Origin of the sequence: Sphingomonas echinoides (assembly GCF_029623395.1) — a bacterium.
GTDB lineage: Bacteria > Pseudomonadota > Alphaproteobacteria > Sphingomonadales > Sphingomonadaceae > Sphingomonas > Sphingomonas echinoides_A.
Window position 1 is genome coordinate 93,055 of sequence record NZ_JAPYKK010000006.1, and the last position, 19,606, is coordinate 112,660.

At 65.7% G+C, this 19,606-nt stretch carries 21 protein-coding genes and 1 tRNA gene; 6 read left to right on the forward strand and 16 right to left on the reverse strand.

What is annotated here, in order from left to right:
* Positions 1–15: 15 nt before the first annotated feature.
* From QBJ92_RS05665 to QBJ92_RS05700, 8 genes are read right to left on the reverse strand one after another with little or no spacing between them, the layout of a single operon-like run.
* A complete protein-coding gene (locus tag QBJ92_RS05665; RefSeq protein WP_277968716.1) occupies positions 16–1,968 on the reverse strand; it encodes an ATP-binding protein in 1,953 nt (650 codons plus the stop codon).
* Between the two features lie 56 nt (positions 1,969–2,024).
* Positions 2,025–3,284, reverse strand: a complete 1,260-nt coding sequence (gene spt, locus QBJ92_RS05670) for a serine palmitoyltransferase (protein ID WP_277968717.1) — start codon at positions 3,282–3,284, stop codon at positions 2,025–2,027.
* 7 nt (positions 3,285–3,291) lie between these two features.
* Complete coding sequence (locus QBJ92_RS05675) at positions 3,292–3,534, reverse strand: acyl carrier protein (RefSeq protein ID WP_010185174.1); 243 nt, start codon at positions 3,532–3,534, stop codon at positions 3,292–3,294.
* 59 nt (positions 3,535–3,593) lie between these two features.
* Entirely contained in the window at positions 3,594–4,508 is a 915-nt protein-coding gene (locus QBJ92_RS05680) for an NAD-dependent epimerase/dehydratase family protein (protein ID WP_277968718.1), read from the reverse strand.
* Positions 4,505–5,611 carry a glutamate 5-kinase gene (gene proB / locus QBJ92_RS05685; RefSeq protein ID WP_277968719.1) on the reverse strand — a complete coding sequence of 369 codons (1,107 nt, stop codon included), beginning with the start codon at positions 5,609–5,611 and terminating at the stop codon, positions 4,505–4,507. The genes QBJ92_RS05680 and proB overlap by 4 nt, the downstream gene beginning before the upstream one ends.
* A gap of 47 nt (positions 5,612–5,658) precedes the next feature.
* Positions 5,659–6,216, reverse strand: a complete 558-nt coding sequence (locus tag QBJ92_RS05690; protein WP_277968720.1) for a Uma2 family endonuclease — start codon at positions 6,214–6,216, stop codon at positions 5,659–5,661.
* A gap of 29 nt (positions 6,217–6,245) precedes the next feature.
* Positions 6,246–7,292 carry a GTPase ObgE gene (gene obgE / locus QBJ92_RS05695; RefSeq protein ID WP_277968721.1) on the reverse strand — a complete coding sequence of 349 codons (1,047 nt, stop codon included), beginning with the start codon at positions 7,290–7,292 and terminating at the stop codon, positions 6,246–6,248.
* A gap of 17 nt (positions 7,293–7,309) precedes the next feature.
* Positions 7,310–7,921, reverse strand: coding sequence for a TetR/AcrR family transcriptional regulator (locus QBJ92_RS05700; protein ID WP_277968722.1), 612 nt, complete (start codon positions 7,919–7,921; stop codon positions 7,310–7,312).
* A gap of 85 nt (positions 7,922–8,006) precedes the next feature.
* Between QBJ92_RS05700 and QBJ92_RS05705 the strand changes: the two genes are divergently transcribed.
* On the forward strand, positions 8,007–8,867 hold the full coding sequence (locus QBJ92_RS05705; protein WP_277968723.1) for a metal-dependent hydrolase: 861 nt from the start codon (positions 8,007–8,009) through the stop codon (positions 8,865–8,867).
* Between the two features lie 30 nt (positions 8,868–8,897).
* On the opposite strand, the gene QBJ92_RS05710 is transcribed toward QBJ92_RS05705, so the two are convergent.
* From QBJ92_RS05710 to hspQ, 6 genes are all read right to left on the reverse strand, one after another.
* On the reverse strand, positions 8,898–10,574 hold the full coding sequence (locus QBJ92_RS05710; RefSeq protein ID WP_277968724.1) for a GMC oxidoreductase: 1,677 nt from the start codon (positions 10,572–10,574) through the stop codon (positions 8,898–8,900).
* 62 nt (positions 10,575–10,636) lie between these two features.
* On the reverse strand, positions 10,637–11,197 hold the full coding sequence (locus QBJ92_RS05715) for a gluconate 2-dehydrogenase subunit 3 family protein (protein WP_277968725.1): 561 nt from the start codon (positions 11,195–11,197) through the stop codon (positions 10,637–10,639).
* 269 nt (positions 11,198–11,466) lie between these two features.
* Positions 11,467–12,003: a GNAT family N-acetyltransferase gene (locus QBJ92_RS05720; RefSeq protein WP_277968726.1), complete on the reverse strand. Its 537-nt coding sequence runs from the start codon at positions 12,001–12,003 to the stop codon at positions 11,467–11,469.
* Between the two features lie 165 nt (positions 12,004–12,168).
* On the reverse strand, positions 12,169–12,438 hold the full coding sequence (gene rpmA / locus QBJ92_RS05725) for a 50S ribosomal protein L27 (protein ID WP_277968727.1): 270 nt from the start codon (positions 12,436–12,438) through the stop codon (positions 12,169–12,171).
* Positions 12,439–12,451: 13 nt separating this feature from the next.
* The gene (gene rplU, locus QBJ92_RS05730; protein ID WP_010162753.1) at positions 12,452–12,802 is read right to left on the reverse strand and encodes a 50S ribosomal protein L21; all 351 of its coding nucleotides are present in this window, start codon (positions 12,800–12,802) and stop codon (positions 12,452–12,454) included.
* A 163-nt stretch (positions 12,803–12,965) separates the two neighbouring features.
* Positions 12,966–13,346 (reverse strand): heat shock protein HspQ, encoded by a 381-nt coding sequence (gene hspQ / locus QBJ92_RS05735; RefSeq protein WP_277968728.1) that lies wholly within the window; start codon positions 13,344–13,346, stop codon positions 12,966–12,968.
* A 149-nt stretch (positions 13,347–13,495) separates the two neighbouring features.
* On the opposite strand from hspQ, the gene QBJ92_RS05740 reads away from it, so the two are divergent.
* Together QBJ92_RS05740 and QBJ92_RS05745 are read left to right on the forward strand one after the other, a co-directional pair.
* A tRNA-Ser gene (locus QBJ92_RS05740) sits at positions 13,496–13,585 on the forward strand.
* Between the two features lie 36 nt (positions 13,586–13,621).
* The gene (locus QBJ92_RS05745) at positions 13,622–13,954 is read left to right on the forward strand and encodes a DUF6481 family protein (protein WP_277968729.1); all 333 of its coding nucleotides are present in this window, start codon (positions 13,622–13,624) and stop codon (positions 13,952–13,954) included.
* Between the two features lie 84 nt (positions 13,955–14,038).
* Here QBJ92_RS05745 and QBJ92_RS05750 read toward each other — a convergent pair whose 3' ends face one another.
* On the reverse strand, positions 14,039–16,096 hold the full coding sequence (locus tag QBJ92_RS05750) for an NAD(+) synthase (protein WP_277968730.1): 2,058 nt from the start codon (positions 16,094–16,096) through the stop codon (positions 14,039–14,041).
* A 97-nt stretch (positions 16,097–16,193) separates the two neighbouring features.
* Between QBJ92_RS05750 and QBJ92_RS05755 the strand changes: the two genes are divergently transcribed.
* Positions 16,194–16,400, forward strand: a complete 207-nt coding sequence (locus tag QBJ92_RS05755; protein ID WP_277968731.1) for a TOBE domain-containing protein — start codon at positions 16,194–16,196, stop codon at positions 16,398–16,400.
* Positions 16,400–16,783, forward strand: coding sequence for a winged helix-turn-helix domain-containing protein (locus QBJ92_RS05760; RefSeq protein WP_277968732.1), 384 nt, complete (start codon positions 16,400–16,402; stop codon positions 16,781–16,783). Before QBJ92_RS05755 ends, QBJ92_RS05760 begins: the two co-directional genes overlap by 1 nt.
* A 182-nt stretch (positions 16,784–16,965) precedes the next feature.
* On the opposite strand, the gene QBJ92_RS05765 is transcribed toward QBJ92_RS05760, so the two are convergent.
* On the reverse strand, positions 16,966–17,940 hold the full coding sequence (locus tag QBJ92_RS05765) for a lysylphosphatidylglycerol synthase domain-containing protein (protein ID WP_277968733.1): 975 nt from the start codon (positions 17,938–17,940) through the stop codon (positions 16,966–16,968).
* Between the two features lie 248 nt (positions 17,941–18,188).
* Here QBJ92_RS05765 and QBJ92_RS05770 point away from each other — a divergent pair, with 248 nt between their 5' ends.
* Positions 18,189–19,586, forward strand: a complete 1,398-nt coding sequence (locus QBJ92_RS05770; RefSeq protein WP_277968734.1) for a methyl-accepting chemotaxis protein — start codon at positions 18,189–18,191, stop codon at positions 19,584–19,586.
* Positions 19,587–19,606 lie beyond the last annotated feature (20 nt).

A 19,606-nucleotide genomic window follows, 5' to 3' on the forward strand; every position in this document is an offset into this window, starting at 1 on the left:
TGCTGCGCTACGCGTTCACTCTGCAGCGATGCTGTGGGGCGGGTCGGACGACTGATCCTGAACCGCAGCGTCAATCGCCTGCGCGAGCCCCGCCAGCGTGAACGGCTTGCGCAAGACGTGGCGCCCCCCGAATTCCGCTTCGCCGCCCGCTTCTCCGGCGTACCCCGTCACGAACAGGACCGCCATGTCGGGACGGCGCGGCGTGACGGTGTCAATCAATTCGGGACCGGTCCGGCCTGGCATCAGGACGTCCGAGATGATGAGGTCGACGTTGCCCAGCCCGTCCAGCATTCCGGGCGCCACGATCGGGTCGTCGCAGGCGACCGCCCGATGTCCCAGTTCCTCGAGCGCACCCATCGTTGCGTTGAGGACGCGCGGGTCGTCCTCCACGACGAAGATGTCGAGCCCGGTGCGTTCCGGCTCCTCGACTGCCACCCGGATCGGCGCTTGTTCGGCGTCCTCCACAGTGACGTGCCGCGGCAGATACAGGGTGACCGTCGTTCCCTTGCCGGGGGCAGACTCCAGATGAATCTCGCCGTCGGCCTGGCGCACGAAGGCAAACACCTGGCTTAGCCCGAGTCCCGTACCCTTGCCCGACGGCTTGGTGGTGAAGAACGGCTCGAACGCGCGTTCGACCAGGTCCGGGGACATGCCGCAGCCCGAGTCCGACACCGCGAGCGCAATATAATCACCGGTACGGCACGTCCCCACATCGCCCTCGGAAAGCGAGACGTGCGAAACCGCAATGCTCAGCCGCCCGCGACCGTCCATCGCATCCCGCGCGTTGACCGCGAGGTTGAGCACCGCGTTTTCGAGCTGGATGCGATCCGATCGGACCATCCAGCCGGTGTCGGTGCCGCCCCGCACCGATATCACGATCCCGTCGCCCAAGGTCCGGTCGAGCAGATCCGACATCCCGCGTATCAGCTGCGTCGGGTACAGCGTTTCGTAGCGCAGCGTTTCCTCACGCGAGAACGCCAGCAGGCGCCGGGTGAGCGCCGCGGCGCGGTCCGCGCCCTCGGCCGCGTTCAGGATATGGCGACGCGCCGCCGAGGGGTCGTCCTCGACGTGGCGCTTGGCCAGTTCGAGCCCACCGATGACGACCGCGAGCATATTGTTGAAATCATGCGCGATGCCCCCGGTCAACTGGCCGACCGCTTCGAGCTTCTGGACCTGACGGAGCTTCGCTTCCTGCGCGAGCAATTCGGCCGACGCCTTGGCGACCGCCGCCTCAAGATCGAGTGCACGATCGCGCTCGGACTCGGCCTCTGCGCGGGCGGCGGCGCGCTGGCCGAGCGCGACGACCGTCAGCCACCCCATCGCCAGCGCGCCGAGCAGGATGAAAATCCCGATTACCCCGAGCGCACTCGCAATCGTGCTCGATCGTGCGACCGACGCCAGTGCCGCACCGGCGCGATGTTCCAATACCCCCCGTTCCTGGTCACCAATCTTGGCAAGCAATCGTGCGATTTCGGCGCGCGAAGGGGTCTGGAGCGTTTTGTAATATGACCCGAGGGCCTGGTCTTTGCGCTTGTAGAACGTGTTCAGCGCGACGCCGTCAAGTTCGGCGGTGCGAGTCCGGAAGGCGCCGCGCAACGCGACGATCGCCGCCTGTTGCTCGGGATTGTCATGGGTGATTCGCTTCAGGCGGCTGATCTGTTGCGACGCCAGTTGCCAGTCGGCGGAATAGGCCTGCCCCAGGCGATCATCGAGGCTGATGAGATAGCGGCCGAGCGAGGCCTCAGCCTGCGCCAGCGTGCCGGCGAGGTTTGCCGACAGGATCATCACTTCGTAGCTGTGCTTCTGCAGCAGGAGTGCGCGATCCCGTTGGCGATCCGCTTCCTTGAGCGTGAGGCCCAGCGCGACCACGACGAGCACGCCAAGGACGGCCATCATGACCAGCGTAAAGGAGCGCCAGGTCGTGCCTGACGTCGCACCCTCCGCGGTCTCGCCGAAGTCCCCGATCATTCCCTCTGCTTAGCGGATGGAATGACCGGGTGATAGGGGGAGCGTACCCGTAACGATCAGGCGATTGCGCCGGTTGCCCGTCCAGCCGCCTCGAACATTTCGAGGACCTTGGCGATCTGCGCCGGGGTGTGCTCGGCACAAAGCGAGCACCGCAGCAGATACGTGCCCGCGGGAGTCGCTGGGGGGCGCGCCATGTTGACGTACAGTCCGCCCTCAAGCAGCGATTGCCACATCGCGACGGCCTGGGTCTGGTCTTCCAGGATGATCGCGAGGATCGCCGACTGCGGCGTCTCGGTACCGAGGTGGAACCCGAGCGCCTTGAGCCCGCCATGCAGCGCGCGCGCATTTTCCCAGAGCTGGCGGCGCTTGTCGTGCGCGTGCATCAGCTTGCGGATCGAGGTTGCTGCGGTTGCTACCACCGAGGGGGGGAGCGACGCAGTGAAGATGTACGGGCGGCACGCCATGCGGATCGCCTCGAACTTCGGGTGATTCGAGACACAGAAGCCGCCGACCGTACCGACCGACTTGGAGAAGGTGCCGATGATGAAATCGACGTCCGCCTCGCAGCCCTGGTCCTCGTACACGCCGCGACCGTTCGGCCCGAAGAAGCCCATCGAATGCGCTTCGTCCGACAGGACCATCGCGCCGTGCTTCTTGGCGATTGCGACCATTTCCTTGAGCGGGGCGATATCGCCGAGCATCGAATAGACGCCCTCGAGGATAACGAGCTTGCCCGCTTCCTTCGGCAGGCGGCCAAGGCGCTTGTCGAGGTCCGTCACGTCATTGTGGCGGAAGCGGACGATTTCCGCATTGCCCTGCTTGCAGCCGTCGTAGATCGACGCGTGGCTGTCCGCGTCGAGGATGATGTACTCGCCCTTGCCGACGAGCGTCGAGATCATCCCCAGGTTCGCCATATAGCCGGTCGAGAAGACGATCGCGCCGCTGACACCGTAGAAATCGCGGAGCGCCTGCTCGACTTCCATATGGTCGTGGAAGGTGCCGTTGAGCATGCGGCTGCCGTTGGTGCCCGACCCGAACTTGTCGAGCGCTTCCTTGCCCGCCGCGAGCACGTCGGGGTCGAAGGTCATCCCCATGTAATTGTACGTGCCCAGCAGGATAGTATCGCGACCCTTGATGACCGCTTCGGTCGGCGACTTGACCTCGTCCATCACGATCGAGAACGGATCGCGCACGCCCGTATCCTGCAGCGCCTGGCGTTCGGCGATCAGGCCGTCGAACTTGCTCATCAGATCGCGCTCCGGGGCGACAGTCTCGGGCTCGGCGAGCGCGTGGGCGGTGGCAGCGGCTTCGGTCATCGTGAATTCAGCCCTTGAGCTTGGCGACGGCGTCGACGAGCTGGCCGACGGTTTCGATTTCGGCCTGCATGTTCATCGTGATGATGATGTCGAATTCGTCCTCGATCGCGGCGACGAAATCCATCACCGTCAGGCTGTCCCATTCGAGGTCGCCCTGGAAGGTCGTCGCGTCGCTCAGCGTCACGCCCTTCTTGTTGAACGGCTCGATCTGCGCGGTGACGGTGTCGTAAATGGCTTGACGGTCGCTCATGCTCTATCCTTGAAACTTGGTACGCTGTGGCGCCAAAATGCGGCGGCTTTATGCACCGCCTATAGCAAGCCGTTCGCGCGATACCATGCCACGGTGGCGGCGAGGCCCTGGTCGGTCGGTACGCGCGGCGTCCATAGTTCGGAAGAGGGGCGCTTGGTCGGGTCGATCGTCCAGTCGGGATGGCACATGTAGCCGACCCGGTCGTGCGTCAGCTTGGCCGCCTTGCCGCGCAGCAGCGTGTCGCCCCGCGCGATCAGGTCGAGCACGCCGCGGGGGAGGGCGATCGGCACGACGCGCGTCCGGCCCGCGGCGACGCCCATCGCGGAGAGCAGTTCGGCGTGGCTCCACCCATCGGGTCGGCCATCGTCGGGTTCGAGGATCAGCTTGCCGGGGTTGGTCTCGGCGACCGCGAGCAGCAGCGTCGCAATGTCGTCGACTGCGATCACCGACAGGCGACCGCCGGGGGGCAGCAAGGCGACGCCTTTGCTCGCCATGCGGAACAGGTCGCGCATCTCCATGTCGCCGGGGCCGTAGATCGCGGGCGGGCGCACCATCGTCCAGTCGAGCGTCGACGCCATGACGACGGTTTCGGCTTCGCGCTTGGACCAGCCGTAGGTCGACAGGTCCGGCTCGCGCGCGGCGAGTGAGGAGACATGGACGAACCGACCGACCCCCGCGCGCATCGCCGCGTCAACCACGGCTTGCGTGCCGGTGATGTTCCCCGCGACGAACCCCGCACGGTCGGGCGCGTTGACCACGCCCGCGACGTGGATCACCGCGTCCGAGCCCGCGATCAAGGTGTCGAGCGCGTCGGGCGTATCGAGCGCGCCCGGGACCCAGGTGACGCCCGCGCGGTCGGGTTGCGGACGGCGCGTAAGCGCGCGGACGCTGTGCCCCGCCGCCAGCGCGAGGTCGATCAGGCGGCTCCCGACGAAGCCGGTGCCGCCAGTGATGGCCAGAATCTTGGAGGTCATAGCAGCGCCATATGATTGCGGTGGATCAGCGCTGCGCGCGGTGCATAGCCGAGGATCGCGGCTTGCGCATCGCTGCGCAGGCCAAGGATCGCGGCGGCTTCGGCGGCGTGATATTCGCTCAGGCCGCGTGCCAGCGTGCGCCCATCGGGATCGATGACGGTGACCAGATCGCCGCGCGCGAAGCTGCCCGTGATGCGGGTCGCGCCGGCTGCGAGCAGGCTCTTGCCGTTTCGCAACGCGGCGATCGCGCCGGCGTCGATCGTGATTTCGCCCATCGCGGTGAGGCCACCCGCGAGCCACGCCTTGCGCGCTGTCGCGCTCTTTTCGGGGAGGAACACGCTGTGGCGCGCAGGGGTGGAGAGCGGATGGTCGATCTTGCCGCTGACGATCGCGAGGGTCGCGCCCGCAGCGTTGGCGATCCGGGCGGCGGCGATCTTGGACACCATCCCGCCGCTGCCCATGCCCGACGCTGACCCGCGATCGGCCATCGCCTCGATGGTGCTGTCGATCCGCTCGATCCGCGCGATGTGGTTGGCACCGGGAAGAGCCGGATTGCGGTCGTACAAGCCGTCGATGTCGCTCAGCAGCACGACGCCCTGCGCGCCCGCCGCCTGCGCGACCCGCGCCGCGAGCCGATCGTTGTCGCCGAACCGGATTTCCTCGGTCGCGACGCTGTCATTCTCGTTGATGACCGGAACGACGCCAAGCGACAGCAGCCGACCGAGCGTGGCCGCGGCGTTGAGATAGCGTCGCCGGTCCTCGAGATCGTCGAGCGTGACCAGCATCTGCGCGGCGGTCAGGCTCTGCGCGCCGAGCATTTCGGCCCAGACCTGGCTCAATGCGATCTGCCCGGTCGCGGCGGCGGCCTGTGCATCCTCAAGGCTCGCGCGGCCGCCCTTGGCGAGGCCGAGTCGACGGGCGCCGAGCGCGATGGCGCCCGAGGAGACGACCGCGACTTGCTGACCCGCGCGCGTCCGGTCGGCAATGTCCGCGATCAGCCCGGCGAGCCAGTCGCGCCGCACGGTCCCATTGGCTGCGACGAGCAGCGCGGAGCCGACCTTGACGATCAGGCGCGGGCAGGAGGAGGGCGGGAAAACCGGCATAGATGGATGTGCGTTAGCGTGGCTCGCTCGCCACGCCAATGCCCGGATCAGTCGCGCGCGAAGATCTCGGCGTGCGGGATGGTGATGTCGAGGGTGGGGATCGCGACCTCGGTCGGATCGTCATAGCTGTTGTCGACCCAGCCACCCGGACCGGTGCGCTGCACGATCCGCACGCGTTCGTTCGCGATATCGATGAATATGATCGTATCGACGCTCGGCAGCGCTCGATACTCGTCGAGCTTAACGCGCAGGTCGGTCCGCGCGGTGCCGTCGGAAAGGACTTCGAACACCGCGCGGGGATCGTCGAACGCTATGGCGTCATCGTCGCTTTTGCCATCGTGTCCGCAAAAGACCGAGACATCGGGATAACGGATCGAATCGGGCCGCGTCCGAACCGCCATATCCGAATTGTACGGCGTGCATCCCGATCCCCGCAGCCGCAGCGCGAGCGCAAGAAAGATGTTTCCCTGGACCCGCGCATGCCGTGCCGTGCCGCCCGCCATCATGCGAATGACGCCATTGTCGAGTTCGGCTTTCTGATCCCCGAAATCGATTTGAAGAAACGCTTCGGCGGTCAGCAGTGGGTAAACGAGGTGCGTTGCCATGCGCCCTTATACCAGACGGATTGCCCCCCTCAAACCGGCGACCACTCCGCCGGTTCGTCGCTGCCGTCCTCGCGCTTCGCCACCGTCTCCGCCGGGCCGATCGCCTCGATCAGCCGGTCGAGCACCGCATCGATCCCGTCGCCGCTTGCGCCCGACAGCGGGAGCACCTCGGCCTTGCTTGCGCGCTTGAGCTTGGTGATCAGCTTCTTGACGTCCGCCGGGTCGAGCGCGTCGACCTTGTTGAGTCCGATCACCTGCGGCTTATCCACAAGCCCGGCGCCGTACGCCTCGAGTTCTCCACGGACGATCCTGTAGTTATCCACAGGGTTATCCTCGGTCGCATCGACCAGATGGAGCAGCACTTTGCAGCGCTCGATATGCCCGAGGAAGCGGTCGCCGATACCGGCACCCTCGGCTGCGCCTTCAATCAGGCCGGGGATGTCTGCGACGACGAATTCGCGGTTGTAGCGGCTGACCACGCCCAATTGCGGGCGGACGGTCGTGAACGGATAGGCGCCGACCTTGGCCTGCGCGTTGGTAACGGCATTGATGAAGGTAGACTTGCCCGCATTGGGAAGGCCGACGAGTCCGGCATCGGCGAGTAGCTTCAACCGCAGCCAGACATACATTTCCTGCGACGGCCAGCCCGTGCCGTGCTGGCGCGGCGCGCGGTTGGTCGAGGTCTTGTAGGTTGCGTTGCCACGTCCGCCGTCACCGCCGCGCAGGAACACGACTCGCTCGCCCGGGACGGTGAAGTCGGCGAGCACTTCTTCCTGATCCTCGGACAGGACCTGCGTGCCGATCGGGACACGGATGATGAGGTCGTCGCCGCCTCCGCCCGTCCGATTCGAACCCGATCCGCCGGCACCGCGCGGCGCGCGGAAATGCTGGGTGTAGCGGAAGTCGATCAGCGTATTGAGGCCGGGGATGGCCTCGAAAATGATGTCGCCACCCTTGCCGCCGTTGCCGCCGTCGGGGCCGCCATATTCGATGAACTTTTCACGCCGGAAACTGACGGCGCCGGGGCCGCCCGCGCCCGAGCGGACGAAGATCTTTGCTTGGTCAAGAAAATGCATGGCCGCTCCTTAGCGGATTATGCGATTTTAGCCAGACTAGCCGAATCGCGAACCGATTCGCCAGTCCGCCCTGCAATCAGCGCGCGAGTCGCGATCGTCCGGGCGGCCTCTGGCGGCAGTCCGAGCGCGTTCGCCATCGCGCGACCCAGCAGCGCATCGCCCATCGCCATCAGCACCAGTTGCAGCGTTTCCTCGTGGATCGCGTTACCCGGCGCCTCGCCCTCGGCCAGTTCGTCGACCAGCCGGTGAATCGCGGTGAGCACGGGGTCGAGCGCGTCCTGGTTGCCCGACAGAATCATCCACGATGCCATCGCGCCAGCGCCGCGCGCAAAGGCGTCGAAGGTGAGATCGACGATTTCGCGCGGGTCCGCCTCGCCAGCGCGAGCGCGCTTGGCGGCGGCGCCGATCTGCGCGGTGATCGTGTCGGCCAGATGCGTGATCAGCGCGCGCTGCAAATCCGCCGCGGAGCCGAAATGGTGCAACAGATTGGCATGCGTCCGCCCGATTCGCGCTGCCACCGCCTTGAGCGTGACCGCTTGCGGCCCCTGTTCGATCAGCAGCGCGCGCGCAGCATCGATCGCCGCCTCACGCGATTCTTCGGGGCTCAAACGTTTTCGGATTATTGACACGGGTGTAAGCAAAGCCTATTAACAGTCTTGTCAGCAGTATATGCCGCTACGGCGCGCTGCAATCCATTAACGTTTGGAGGTTTTCGTGGCGAAAGCAACCACTCCCACCGACCTGACGATCACGCCGCGCGACCTGCGCTTCGGGCGCGGCACGACGATGCGCCGTTGGTGGCTCAACGACGACCCGTTCGCGACCGCCTTTTATAACGCGCTGTCAGTCACCTTTCCGAAGGGGGAGGGGTTTTTCGTCGACAGCGTTCGCGCGTTCCGCGAGGGGACGCCGCCCCGGCTGCGGAGTGAAATCCAGGCGTTCATCAAGCAGGAAGTCATTCACACGCGTGAGCATGTCGCGTTCAACCGGCATGTCACCGACCAGGGCTATGAAACGCGATTGCTGGAACGGCATATCGACGAGGCACTGGCGCTCACCAAGGGCAAGCCGCCGATCGCCGCGCTGGCCGCGACGATGGCGCTCGAGCATTTCACCGCGATGCTGGCGCATGAACTGATCGCCAACCCGCGGCATCTGGCCGGCGGCGACGAACAGGCGGCGGCGCTGTGGCGCTGGCATGCCGCCGAGGAGATCGAGCATAAGGGGGTCGCGTATGACACCTGGCTCCATGCCACCCGCGACTGGCCGCGGCGGCGGCGCTGGACGGTGAAGTCTCTCGTCATGCTGGCGTCGACCAAGAAGTTCTTCGCCGGGCGGTACAAGGGGATGCTCGAACTGCTGCGGCAGGACGGGATCACCGGCTGGCGCGCGCATCGCGGGATCCTGTGGTACGCGCTCGGCCGCCCGGGGATGGCGCGCAAGATCCTCGGCGCGTGGATCGCCTTCTTCCTGCCCGGATTCCACCCGTGGAAGCATGACGATCGCGCGCTGATTGCGCTCGCCGAAAGCGACTACGCCGCCGCGGTCTTGCCGCGTGCGGCGGTTGCGGCCTGAGCCGCGGGACTCGGCAGTCGTGCGCGCGCCCTAGATCACCCCCGCCTGCATCTGTTTGAACGCCTGATCCGCGGCGCGCGCGGTGATCGCCATGAAGGTCAGCGACGGGTTGACGCAGGATACCGAGGCCATCTGCGACCCATCGGTCACGAACAGGTTGGGCGCGTCATGCGCCTGGTTCCACTTGTTGAGCACCGACGTCGCGGGATCGTGACCCATCCGTGCGCCGCCCATCTCGTGGATCGCCTCGCCTGGGACGTGCTTGCCGCGATAGCTGGTGACGTTGGTCAGTCCCGCCTTGCGGAGCATTACCATTCCCTGCTCCTGCGCATCGTCCATCATCTTGATTTCGTTGTCGCGGAACCGGACGTCGAAGCGCAGCAGCGGCGTGCCGAAGCGGTCGACCTTATCGTGGTTGAGCGTGACGCGATTGTCGTCATACGGCAGGCATTCGCCGAACGCGCCCATCTGGAAGCGCCACGGGCCATATTCGCGCATGCCGTGCTTCATCGCCGCGCCGAAGCCATCGGGCGCGGCGGGACGCCGGTTTGCTTCGCCTTGATACCCGTAGCCGCGCTTGAACGGCAGATCTTCGTCGACGAGGTTGCGGAAGCGCGGGACATAGACCGCGCCCGGGCGCCGACCGTATTCCACATAGTCGGTCATGCCGGGGATCTCGCCCGATACGTTGACGCGGAAGATGTGGTCCATCACCGCGCTGCCCAGCGCGCCGTTGGAATGGAAATAGCTACGCTGGCTGCCCGCGGGTCGTGAGTTGAGCAGGATGTGGAGCGAGCTCATCGCCGAGGCGCACAGGAACACGATCCGCGCCGGAATCACTTCCGCCACGCCGGTGTTGCCGTCGACCAGTCGCACGCCCGTGACTCGCTTGCGCGCGGGATCATATTCGAGATTGGTCACCCAGCTGTCCGAGCGAAGGGTCAGCTTCCCCGTCGCGCGGGCGGCGGGGAGCGTCACCGCCTGGGTCGAGAAATAGGCGCCGAAACTGCATCCGCGATGGCATTGCGCGCGCTTTTGGCAACGCGAGCGGTTTTGCTCGGGCTTGTCCTCGGTGATGTTGCTAAGGCGCGCGTTGATCAGCTTGCGGCCGGGGAATTCCCCTTCCAGCCGAGTCTTCAGCCATTTCTCGGCGATGTTCATCGGCATCGGCGGCATGAATTCGCTGTCGGGCAGATAGGACAGGTTTTCCCGCCCGCCCGAGACGCCGATGTACTTCTCGACATAGCTGTACCACGGGGCGACGTCCTCGTAGCGGATCGGCCAGTCGGTGCCGACGCCTTCGCGCTTGTTCGCCTCGAAGTCGTTCGGCCCCCAGCGGAAGCTCCACCGCCCCCAAGTCAGCGACTTGCCGCCGACCACCGACGGGCGGACCCAATTGAACTTGTTGGGGGCATCGTAATCGTACGGGTTGAGCCGGTCGTTGATGAAGAACGGCTGCGTGCTCGGCTGGACCCAGCCGTTGAGCGCGAAATAGTCGCTTTTCGCGAGCGCGGCGGGCATCCGGTCGCGGGCGGGAATATCGTAGGCGGACTTGCCGTCGTATGGATAGTCTTCGCCATGTTCGACCATGCGGCCGCGATCGACCATCAGGACGCGCAGCCCTTTTTCGGTCAGTTCCTTCGCGGCCCAGCCGCCGCTGATGCCGGAGCCGATGACGATTGCGTCGTAGCGATCTGTAGCTGCCATGATGATTGTCCGCCGGATCGTAAGATGGAAGGGGGATGCGCAGGCCGGACGCCCGCGCCGGGTCAGGCCGAGAAGATGCGCTTGACCTTCGAATAGAGATACGCGCCGTCGTAATCGCCGGGGACGGGCAGGTAATGCCGCTCCTGCGTAATCCCGATCTCGGACGTGTAATAGCCGGTGATGACGAGCTGCCGGAACGCCTGGAAGAACGGGATCGCACTGGGAAGGCCACCGTTCATCGCCAGTGTCAGCAACGCATCCTGCTGCGCGGCCGATGCCTTGAGCGCCGGCTTTTTGTAATCGGCCATGCTCCGCGCGTCGATCGCGGTGAGACCGTCGAGGATCGTCGCGCGGTCGTCGTTGACCGCCCAGTCGCCGAGCATGTGCTCGATATACTCGGGCACCCCGGCAGCGATCGCGCCCGGCGTGTCGGTGGTCGGCAGCACGCGCTCGCTGAGCGCGCCGACCAGCGCGCGCTGAGCGGGCGTGAAGATGACGGCGGGCGTTCCGGTGTTGATCGCCGGGTTGGGCTGATAGCCTACGGCGCGGGCGAGGGGAGCGAACAGGTTTGCCCCGAAGATGCCCACCATCCCGACGAGCGCGGCCCTGCGGTCGATCACCATGCGGCACCCGGGATGATCGCGAGGGCCGCGACGGCCGATGCCGCCGCGCGTCCCGTTAACGTTACCATACCGCTTCGCGGCTGTATTTCGAGCTGATGACCAACGGCCATTCTGCCTCTCCTAACCACTTTTTATTTTGTGTGGTCGGGCTTATCCATGCGTTCGCCAGATAGTCAATGCGGATGACGCCGAGACCAAAGCGTGTCTGGCCTCACCCGCACCGACCGGGTGTGCTTTGTCGAAGACATTGTGCGGCGCCGTTCGTTTGTTCACGCCGCCAGCGGGATCGCCTGCGGCGGGGCGAGGTCGAGCGCATAGCCGATGGCGGGCACGTCGCCGCCCCTCGCTCGGCAAGCACGCACCTCGGCCCCGGTCTCGCGAAAGCCGAGCTTGCGCAGGACGCGACCCGACCCGGGATTGTCCTGAAAGTGGCCGGCGTGGAGATGCCGGAGGCCAAGCGCGTGGCGCGCAATGTCGAGCACCGCACGACCCGCCTCGGTGGCATAGCCGCGACCCCAGGCATCGGGGGTCAGCCAGTAACCGAACTCGTGTCCGGACGGATCCTGCACAAGTCCGATCCCCCCGACGAGTCGCGTGCGGGGGCCTTCATGCGCGTGGATCAGCAAATGGATGTTGCGATGGTCGGGGGGCAGGGCGAGGAACGCGGCGGCGTCCAGCTCGGTATATGGCCAGGGTGCGCGCGCCAGCATGGTCACGACGGCCTCGTGCGCGATTGCGGCGGCCAGCGCGGGGGCGTCCTCGGGCCAGCCGGGGCGCAACGTCAATCTCGGAGTCCGAGCGAACATGATACAACTCTCCTCGATTGCTGTCGTTCGCATGCCGGGATGACACGGACACGACAGTCAGGGAGGGAGCCATGAAAAAAGGGAGCCGGGGCGACCCGTCTCCCTTGTTTCGGTATCCTTGCGGATACGCGGGTCGCCCTGGTGGGCAACCCGTCCGGTTGCCCGTTATTCTGCGGCTTGCGCCAGCATCTCGACCGAACAGAATTTGCGGCCGAGCTTGCCCTGGTGGAAGGTCACGCGGCCTTCGACGAGCGCGAACAAGGTGTGATCCTTGCCGATGCCGACGTTGGTGCCCGGGTAGAACTTCGTGCCGCGCTGACGCACGAGAATGTTGCCCGGAATGGCGATCTCGCCACCGAACTTCTTTACGCCAAGGCGACGGCCTGCCGAATCGCGACCGTTGCGCGAAGAGCCGCCTGCTTTCTTATGTGCCATCTCGAACTACTCCTTACGCCTGAGCGGCCGGGGCATCGGCCTTGGCCGGTGCTGCCTGCTTGTCATTGTTGCCGATCGCGGTGATGCGCAGGATCGTGTGACGCTGGCGATGACCGTTCTTGCGGCGGTAGTTGTGACGACGACGCTTCTTGAAGACGATGACCTTGTCCGCCTTCGCCTGCGCGATGATTTCTGCCGAGACCGTCAGGCCCTCGACCGAATGCAGCTCCGAGCCTTCGCCCGCCAGCAGAATGTCGCCGAGCGTGATCGACGCGCCGGCTTCGCCGTCGAGCTTCTCAACGACGATCTTGTCTCCGGCGGCAACACGGTATTGCTTGCCGCCTGTGCGCACGATTGCGAACATGCCTAATCACTTTCAAAAATGCCTGTGCCCCACGACCCGGCGAGCCGAGTGCGGGAAAGAAGCGCCAGCTATGCCAAGGAGCTTGCGGTGTCAACCGGGGAGGTGCCGCGCGCCCCGGTAAAAACGTCGTTCGAGGCGGCAGCAGTCCCGCCCATATGGAGGATCAGTGGCGGTGTTCGCGACGCAACGGATACTTGCCGTCCTCATAATCCTCGAACAGCCCCGGAATCGCCGGGTGGTCGACCGGTTCGTCGGTGTCGTCGGGGATCAGGTTCTGCTGGCTGACATAGGCGACGTAGCTCGACTCCATGTTCTCCGCGAGGAGGTGGTAGAAGGGCTGGTCCTTGCGCGGGCGAATGTTCTCGGGGATCGCATCGTACCATTCCGCGCTGTTCGCGAAGATCGGATCGATATCGAACACGACCCCGCGGAAATCGAACAGGCGATGGCGCACCACGTCCCCGATCCCGAATCGCGCGTGGCTGACGGAGGGGAGGGTGATGGAGCTGTCGAACGGCGGGGATGTAATCGGGGTACGGTGCATTTCGATAATCTAAGCGCTCCTTTGCGGCAGACAAGCGATTGCTGTGCGACAAACCTGCATCGCGGCGCTTGCGTCCTGCAGATCACTACGTTAGAGGCCCCCGCTCACCGACCGGTGCTGGCCATTGCGACAGCATCATAAGACCTCGCGGAGAGGTGGCAGAGTGGTCGAATGTACCGCACTCGAAATGCGGCGTGCCCTCGCGGGTACCGTGGGTTCGAATCCCACCCTCTCCGCCATTTCCTTCTTTCCTCGATGAGGTTAAAGCCCGCCACATGGCATCCTACAAAGAACCTTCCTTCAAGGACCGCGCGGCCCTGTCCGCCGACGCGAAGCAGCGCGCACTCGAGAAGCTCAAGTCCAAGCCGCCGGTAGACCCCGCGGTCGTGGCGGCCCGAGCGGCAGCGCGCGAAGCGAAGGAAGCTGCGGAAGCCAAGAAGCGCGAAGAGAAAAAGGCTGCGATCGAAGCCGCCCGGCTCGAGAAGATCGCCAAGGCCGAAGCCGCCGAGCGCGCGATCGAAGAGGCCAAGCAGGCCGCGATCCAGGCCGAGATCGACAAGAAGGCGGCGCGCGACGCGCGCTACGCGGCGCGCAAGAGCCGCAAGTAAGGCTTTCACCGAGCGCGGTTTTGCTCGATCTTCCGCACCGTTCGTTGCTCGACTGCGTTCGAGACGAACGGGCGTGGAATGCGATCACGGCAGTCCGCGCGCCAATTCCTCCAGCCACACCTGCGCCGTCCCATCCGACGGCGCGCGCCAGTCGCCCCGCGGCGAGAGCGCGCCTCCGCTCGAGACCTTCGCCCCGTTGGGCAGTGCCGACCGCTTGAACTGGCTGGTCACGAAGAAACGCACCAGAAACTTTTCGAGCCACTCGCGAATCACCGGCAGGTCGTACGCCACGCGCCCGGCCACGGGAAAATCGCGCGGCCAGCGGCCTGCGCTCGCGTCCGCCCAGGCATGAAGCGCGAAAAACGCGATCTTCGACGGCGCCATTCCGTGGCGCACGACATAATGCAGGAAGAAATCGTTGAGCGCATACGGCCCGATTCGCGCCTCTGTGCTCTGTATCGCGCCATCGGCGCCCGCCGGGACCAGTTCGGGGGAAATCTCGGTCGCCAGGATCGATTCGAGGATCGAATCGGTCTCGCCATCATATTGGTTGGTCCGGATGCACCACCGGATCAGGAACTGGATCAGCGTCTTCGGAACGCCTGCATTGACGCCGTAATGACTCATCTGGTCGCCGACGCCGTAGGTGCACCAGCCCAGCGCCAGTTCGGACAGGTCGCCCGTCCCGACCACGATCCCGGCGCGCTGGTTGGCGAGGCGGAACAGGTAATCGGTGCGTAGCCCCGCCTGGACGTTCTCGAACGTCACATCATAGGCGGGTTCGCCATCCGCGAACGGATGGCCCATGTCGGCGAGCATCTGGCGCGCGGCGGGGCGGATGTCGATCTCGGCGCCCTCGATTCCCAGCGCGCGCATCAGTGCCCAGGCGTTGCTCTTGGTGCCGTCGCTGGTTGCAAAGCCTGGCATGGTGAAACCGAGGATTCGGTCGCGCGGCAGGCCGAGGCGGTCCATCACCTTCGCTGCGACGATCAGCGCGTGGGTCGAATCGAGACCGCCTGACACGCCGATGACGAGCCGTTCGGAGCGGGATGCGACGAACCGCTTGAGCAGCCCCTCGACCTGGATGTTGAAGGCTTCGTAGCAATCGTCGTCGAGCCGTTCAGGGGTGTTGGGGACGAACGGGAAACGCCGGATCTCGCGCAGCAGCCCGGCGTCGGCAAAGTCCGGTTTGTGCTCGAACGCGATGCGGCGGAAACGCAGTTCGGGGTCGCCCGCCAGCCGCGCCGAATCGTTGAACGTGCCGACCCGCATCCGCTCCTGCGCAATTCGCCCGGTGTCGACATCGGCGAGGACCAGCTCGCGCTCGCGCCCGAAGCGAGTCGATTCGGCGAGCAGCTCGCCCATCTCGTGGATCATCGCCTGACCGTCCCACGCGAGGTCGGTGGTGCTCTCGCCCGGTCCCGAGGCGGCAAAGACATAGCCGCACACCGCCCGCGCGCTTTGCGACGCGCACAGCAACGCGCGTTCGCGTGCCTTGCCGACGACGATGTTCGAGGCGGAGAGGTTGCAGCAGATCAGCGCGCCTGCCAGCGCGCCCATCGTCGAGGGCGGGGTGGGGGCCCAATAGTCCTCGCAGATTTCGGTATGGAAGATGAACGGGGCGAGATCGCTTGCGGCGAACAGCAGGTCGGTGCCGAACGGCACGGTCTCGCCCGCCAGCGTGATGTCGAGCCCGGTCAGTCCGGCGCCGCTCGCGAACCAGCGCTTCTCGTAATATTCGCGGTAATTGGGGAGGAAGGTCTTCGGCACGACGCCGAGGATCTGCCCGCGCGCGATCACCACCGCACAATTGTAGAGCCGCCCGTTGCGCGGCAACGCCGCGCCGACGACGAGCACCGGGCGCAGTTTCGCGCTTGCCGCCACGACGCTGGCGATCGCGGCATCCGTCGCCCTTTGCTGCGCGGTCTGCAGATGCAGGTCGTCGATCGCATAGGAGGTGACGTTGAGCTCGGGGAAGACCAGCAGGTCGGCGTGTGCGGCATCGCCTTGCTGCGCGAGCGCGATCGTCTCGGTGGCATTGGCGGCGGCATCACCGACGCTGGCGCGCGGGGTGCAGGCCCCGACCCGGATCAGGCCGTGCGTGTGGATCGAACGGAACGGATGCGCCTTCGTTTTCGCCATGTCCGCCGCTTAGCGGGGTTTGGGGTGCGATGCCACCGGTGCGCATTGGCCCCCGTGCCCGTGCGGTGATAGAGCGGCGGCGAAGGAGACGCTTTCGATGAAGATCAGCGCGCGCAACCAGATTTCGGGCACCGTTACCGCGGTTCACCCCGGCGCGGTCAACGGGTCGGTCCATGTCGACATCGGCAACGGCACGATCGTCACGTCGAACATCACCAACGACGCGATCAGCGATCTTGCGCTGGAAGTCGGCGATACCGTGACCGTCATCGTCAAGGCGAGCGACGTTCTGATCGGGAAATAATGCGCGTCGGTGCGCTCAAGATCAAAGTCCAGCTCTATTGCGGCGACGAGCTGGCGATGGGTCCGGGCAAGGCCGATCTGCTTGAGGCGATCGCACGCGAGGGGTCGATCTCGGGCGCGGGCCGCGCGATGGGGATGAGCTATCGCCGCAGTTGGCTGCTGGTCGACAGCATGAACCGTTGCTGGCGGGACAAGTTGGTCGAGACGGTGGCCGGTGGCGGGCAGGGGCGCGGGGCGTCGCTGACGGAGACCGGGCGCGCCGTGCTGGCAGCGTATCGCGAGCTGGAGGCGGGGCTTGCGGCGGCATCGCAGCAGGAGTCGCTGACGGCGCTGGAGGCGATGGTGCGGGATGCGCCGTTGCCACCCGTGCGCGAGGACGCTTAGGCGGGGCAAACCGACTAGATGCGATTGCGGGCCGGTGCCCTCGGTGATCTTGATCGCTGTAAGGTGCGCCTATCCCATCCCCGTTCGCCCCGAGCGCAGTCGAAGGGCTGGCGTTGCGCCGGGCAGCTTCGACTTCGCTCAGCCCGAACCGAGGTTCATTCGCGGGAGATGCCGCCTCTCTCTCAGGTCACCACGCGCCGTGCTTCGCCGACCTGCCATGCGAGCAACGCGGGCACTGCGATAATCACATCGCGCGCGCGCTTGAGCAGCGACAGTGCGAGCGCATGCGCGGGGGGCAGGCCGAACAGCGGGCCGATCAGCACATAGGCGGCTTCCTGCACGCCGACGGCGCCGGGAATCGCGAAGGCGACGCTGCGCAGCGTGAAGATCAGCGCCTCGATCGTCAGCACGGCCCACAGCGGCATCGTCGAGCCCATGAAGCGCAGCGCGATCCACGCGCCGGTGGCGCTCGCGAGCCAGGCAGCGAGGTTGAACAGGAACGCCGCGATCACGCGGCGTGGTGTCCGATAGATCGTGTCGAGTTGCTCGCGCACCGCCGCCATCGCCGCGACGGAGCCCGGCAGCATCCGCGCGCCGAGCGAACCCGCCAGTTTGAGCATCGGTTTCTGTGCAAAGACGAACAGCAGCATCAATGCGACCATCGCGCCAAGCCCGCCGAGCGCGAGCGGCACGATGCCCTGCTGAACGGGCGCGTCCGACAGCACCAGCAACAGCATGCCGACCCCGCCGAGCGTAAAGATCAGTTGCGCCGCCATCTCGGTCGTCATGTCTACGATCATTGACGCATAGATCACCGGTTGTGGCACGCCGAACGCTGCCAGCGTCCGCGCGCCGACGACGAGCCCGCCAAGCTGCGAAAAGGGCAGGATGTCGGTGGCCGCCTCCCGCGTGGTGCGTGCCCAGATGAACCAGCCAAGCCGATCGGCCGTCTGTCCGGGCGCGACCGCCTGCCATGCCATGCCCAGCAAGACGAGCACGCCGATCGACCACAGCGTAAACGTGGCCATTCCGACCCAGCCGATCGATGCCATCGCGCTCAGCACCGGCTGCAGCCCGACCGTGCCGACCGCGCCGACCGCGACCGCCAGGCCGACGATCGTGGCGAGCAACAAACCGATGCGTGCGGAGCGGTTCATCGCGCAAACTGCCGATAACCGGGAGCGGGGGGAAACGAATCGCGCATCATCCCGGCGTCATTGTGGCTTTGGCACAGGCAATCAAGGCAGCATGCACGACAGGCGACGGATTTCAGGGCCAAATGACGCGGACGGCGTGTGAATTACCGCTGGAAGTCGCGGATGGAAGCTTTGCCCGACTTCGTGGGCAGAGCGCGGATTGGCATAGTTAAGTCCCTTTTAAGGGCTGATCGTTCATCATGATTGTCATGACCACACAGGCCCTTACGCTCGATCACACCATTCGACAGGCAGCGCGCCTGTCCGGCGAGCTGGGAATCCGGACGCTGGATCTGCAGGCCGATATCGCCGCTTTGGCAGAACGCGTGACGGCACAAGCCACCACCATCGAAGCGATCGGGTCCGAAGCCAATATCCTGTCGGGCGACGTCGACAATGTCGCGATCGCCGCCCGCGATGCGCGAAACGACACGGCGGCGGCCAAGATCGTCATCGAGGATTCGACCGCACAGCTTGGCACCGCGACATCGGATGTCGTCGAGCTGATCGAACAGGTCAGCCACATTCACAACGGTCTCGGTGCGTTCAACACCGCGCTCAGCGACGTCAGCGCGGTGACCGCCGGGATCAACGTGATCGCGCGCCAGACCAACCTCCTCGCCCTCAACGCGACGATCGAGGCAGCACGGGCCGGCGATGCCGGACGCGGGTTCGCGGTGGTCGCCAGCGAGGTGAAGAAGCTGGCGAACGAAACCGCCGCGGCAACCAACCGGATCGAGCAGTCGATCGCATCGCTCACGTTCGAAGCAGGCGTCATGCTCGATCGGATCGGGCAGGGGGTGGCAAAGGCGCAATCGGCGCACGGGAGCGCCAAGGGGATCGAAACGCTGGTCGAGCAACTCGGTGCGATCATGCAGGGGATGGAACAGAATAGCGACAGCGTCGCAAAGCGCGTCGAATCGATGGTCCAGGCGGTCGATATGGTGCGTGCGGGGCTGCTTGCGCTGTCGAGTGCATCGACCGAGAATGCCACCGGGCTACAGCAGCTTTCCACACGCGTGACCGGGGTCAGCGACGACACCAACGCCTTGTTGCAGATATTGGCGGAAAGCGGCGCGGAGATCCTTGACTCGCCCCATATCACGTTCGGTCTCGAGGCGGCGCGATTGATTGGGGAGGGTCTTGCCCACGCGGTCGGCACGCATGAAATCTCGCTCGAGACGATCTTGAGCGACGATTACCGGCCAGTGCCCGGGAGCGATCCGCCAATCTTCACGCACGCGGCACAGGCGTTGTTCACGCGGCTGGCCCGACCGCACCAGGAACGGGCGCGGCAGCTTCCGGGCTTCTTTGGCATGACCCTGACCGATCGGAACTGCTTCGGTGCGGTGGCGATGCCCGAACGGTCGCTTCCGCAGCGGTCCAACGATCGTGTATGGAACCAGGAAAATGCCCGTGCGGGATTGATCTATTCCTATCCAGAGACCCAAATCCAGGTCCGGATCGAGGCCCCGTTCTGTCTGAAGGCGTATCGCCGGCCGCTGTCGAACGGGAGCGTCGTTTTGCTCAAACAGGTCATCGCGGCGATCTGGGTCGGGGGACGGCACTGGGGCGTCCTGCAACTCGCCTATGAGAGCCAGGACTGACCGCGCCGCCGACGTCGACC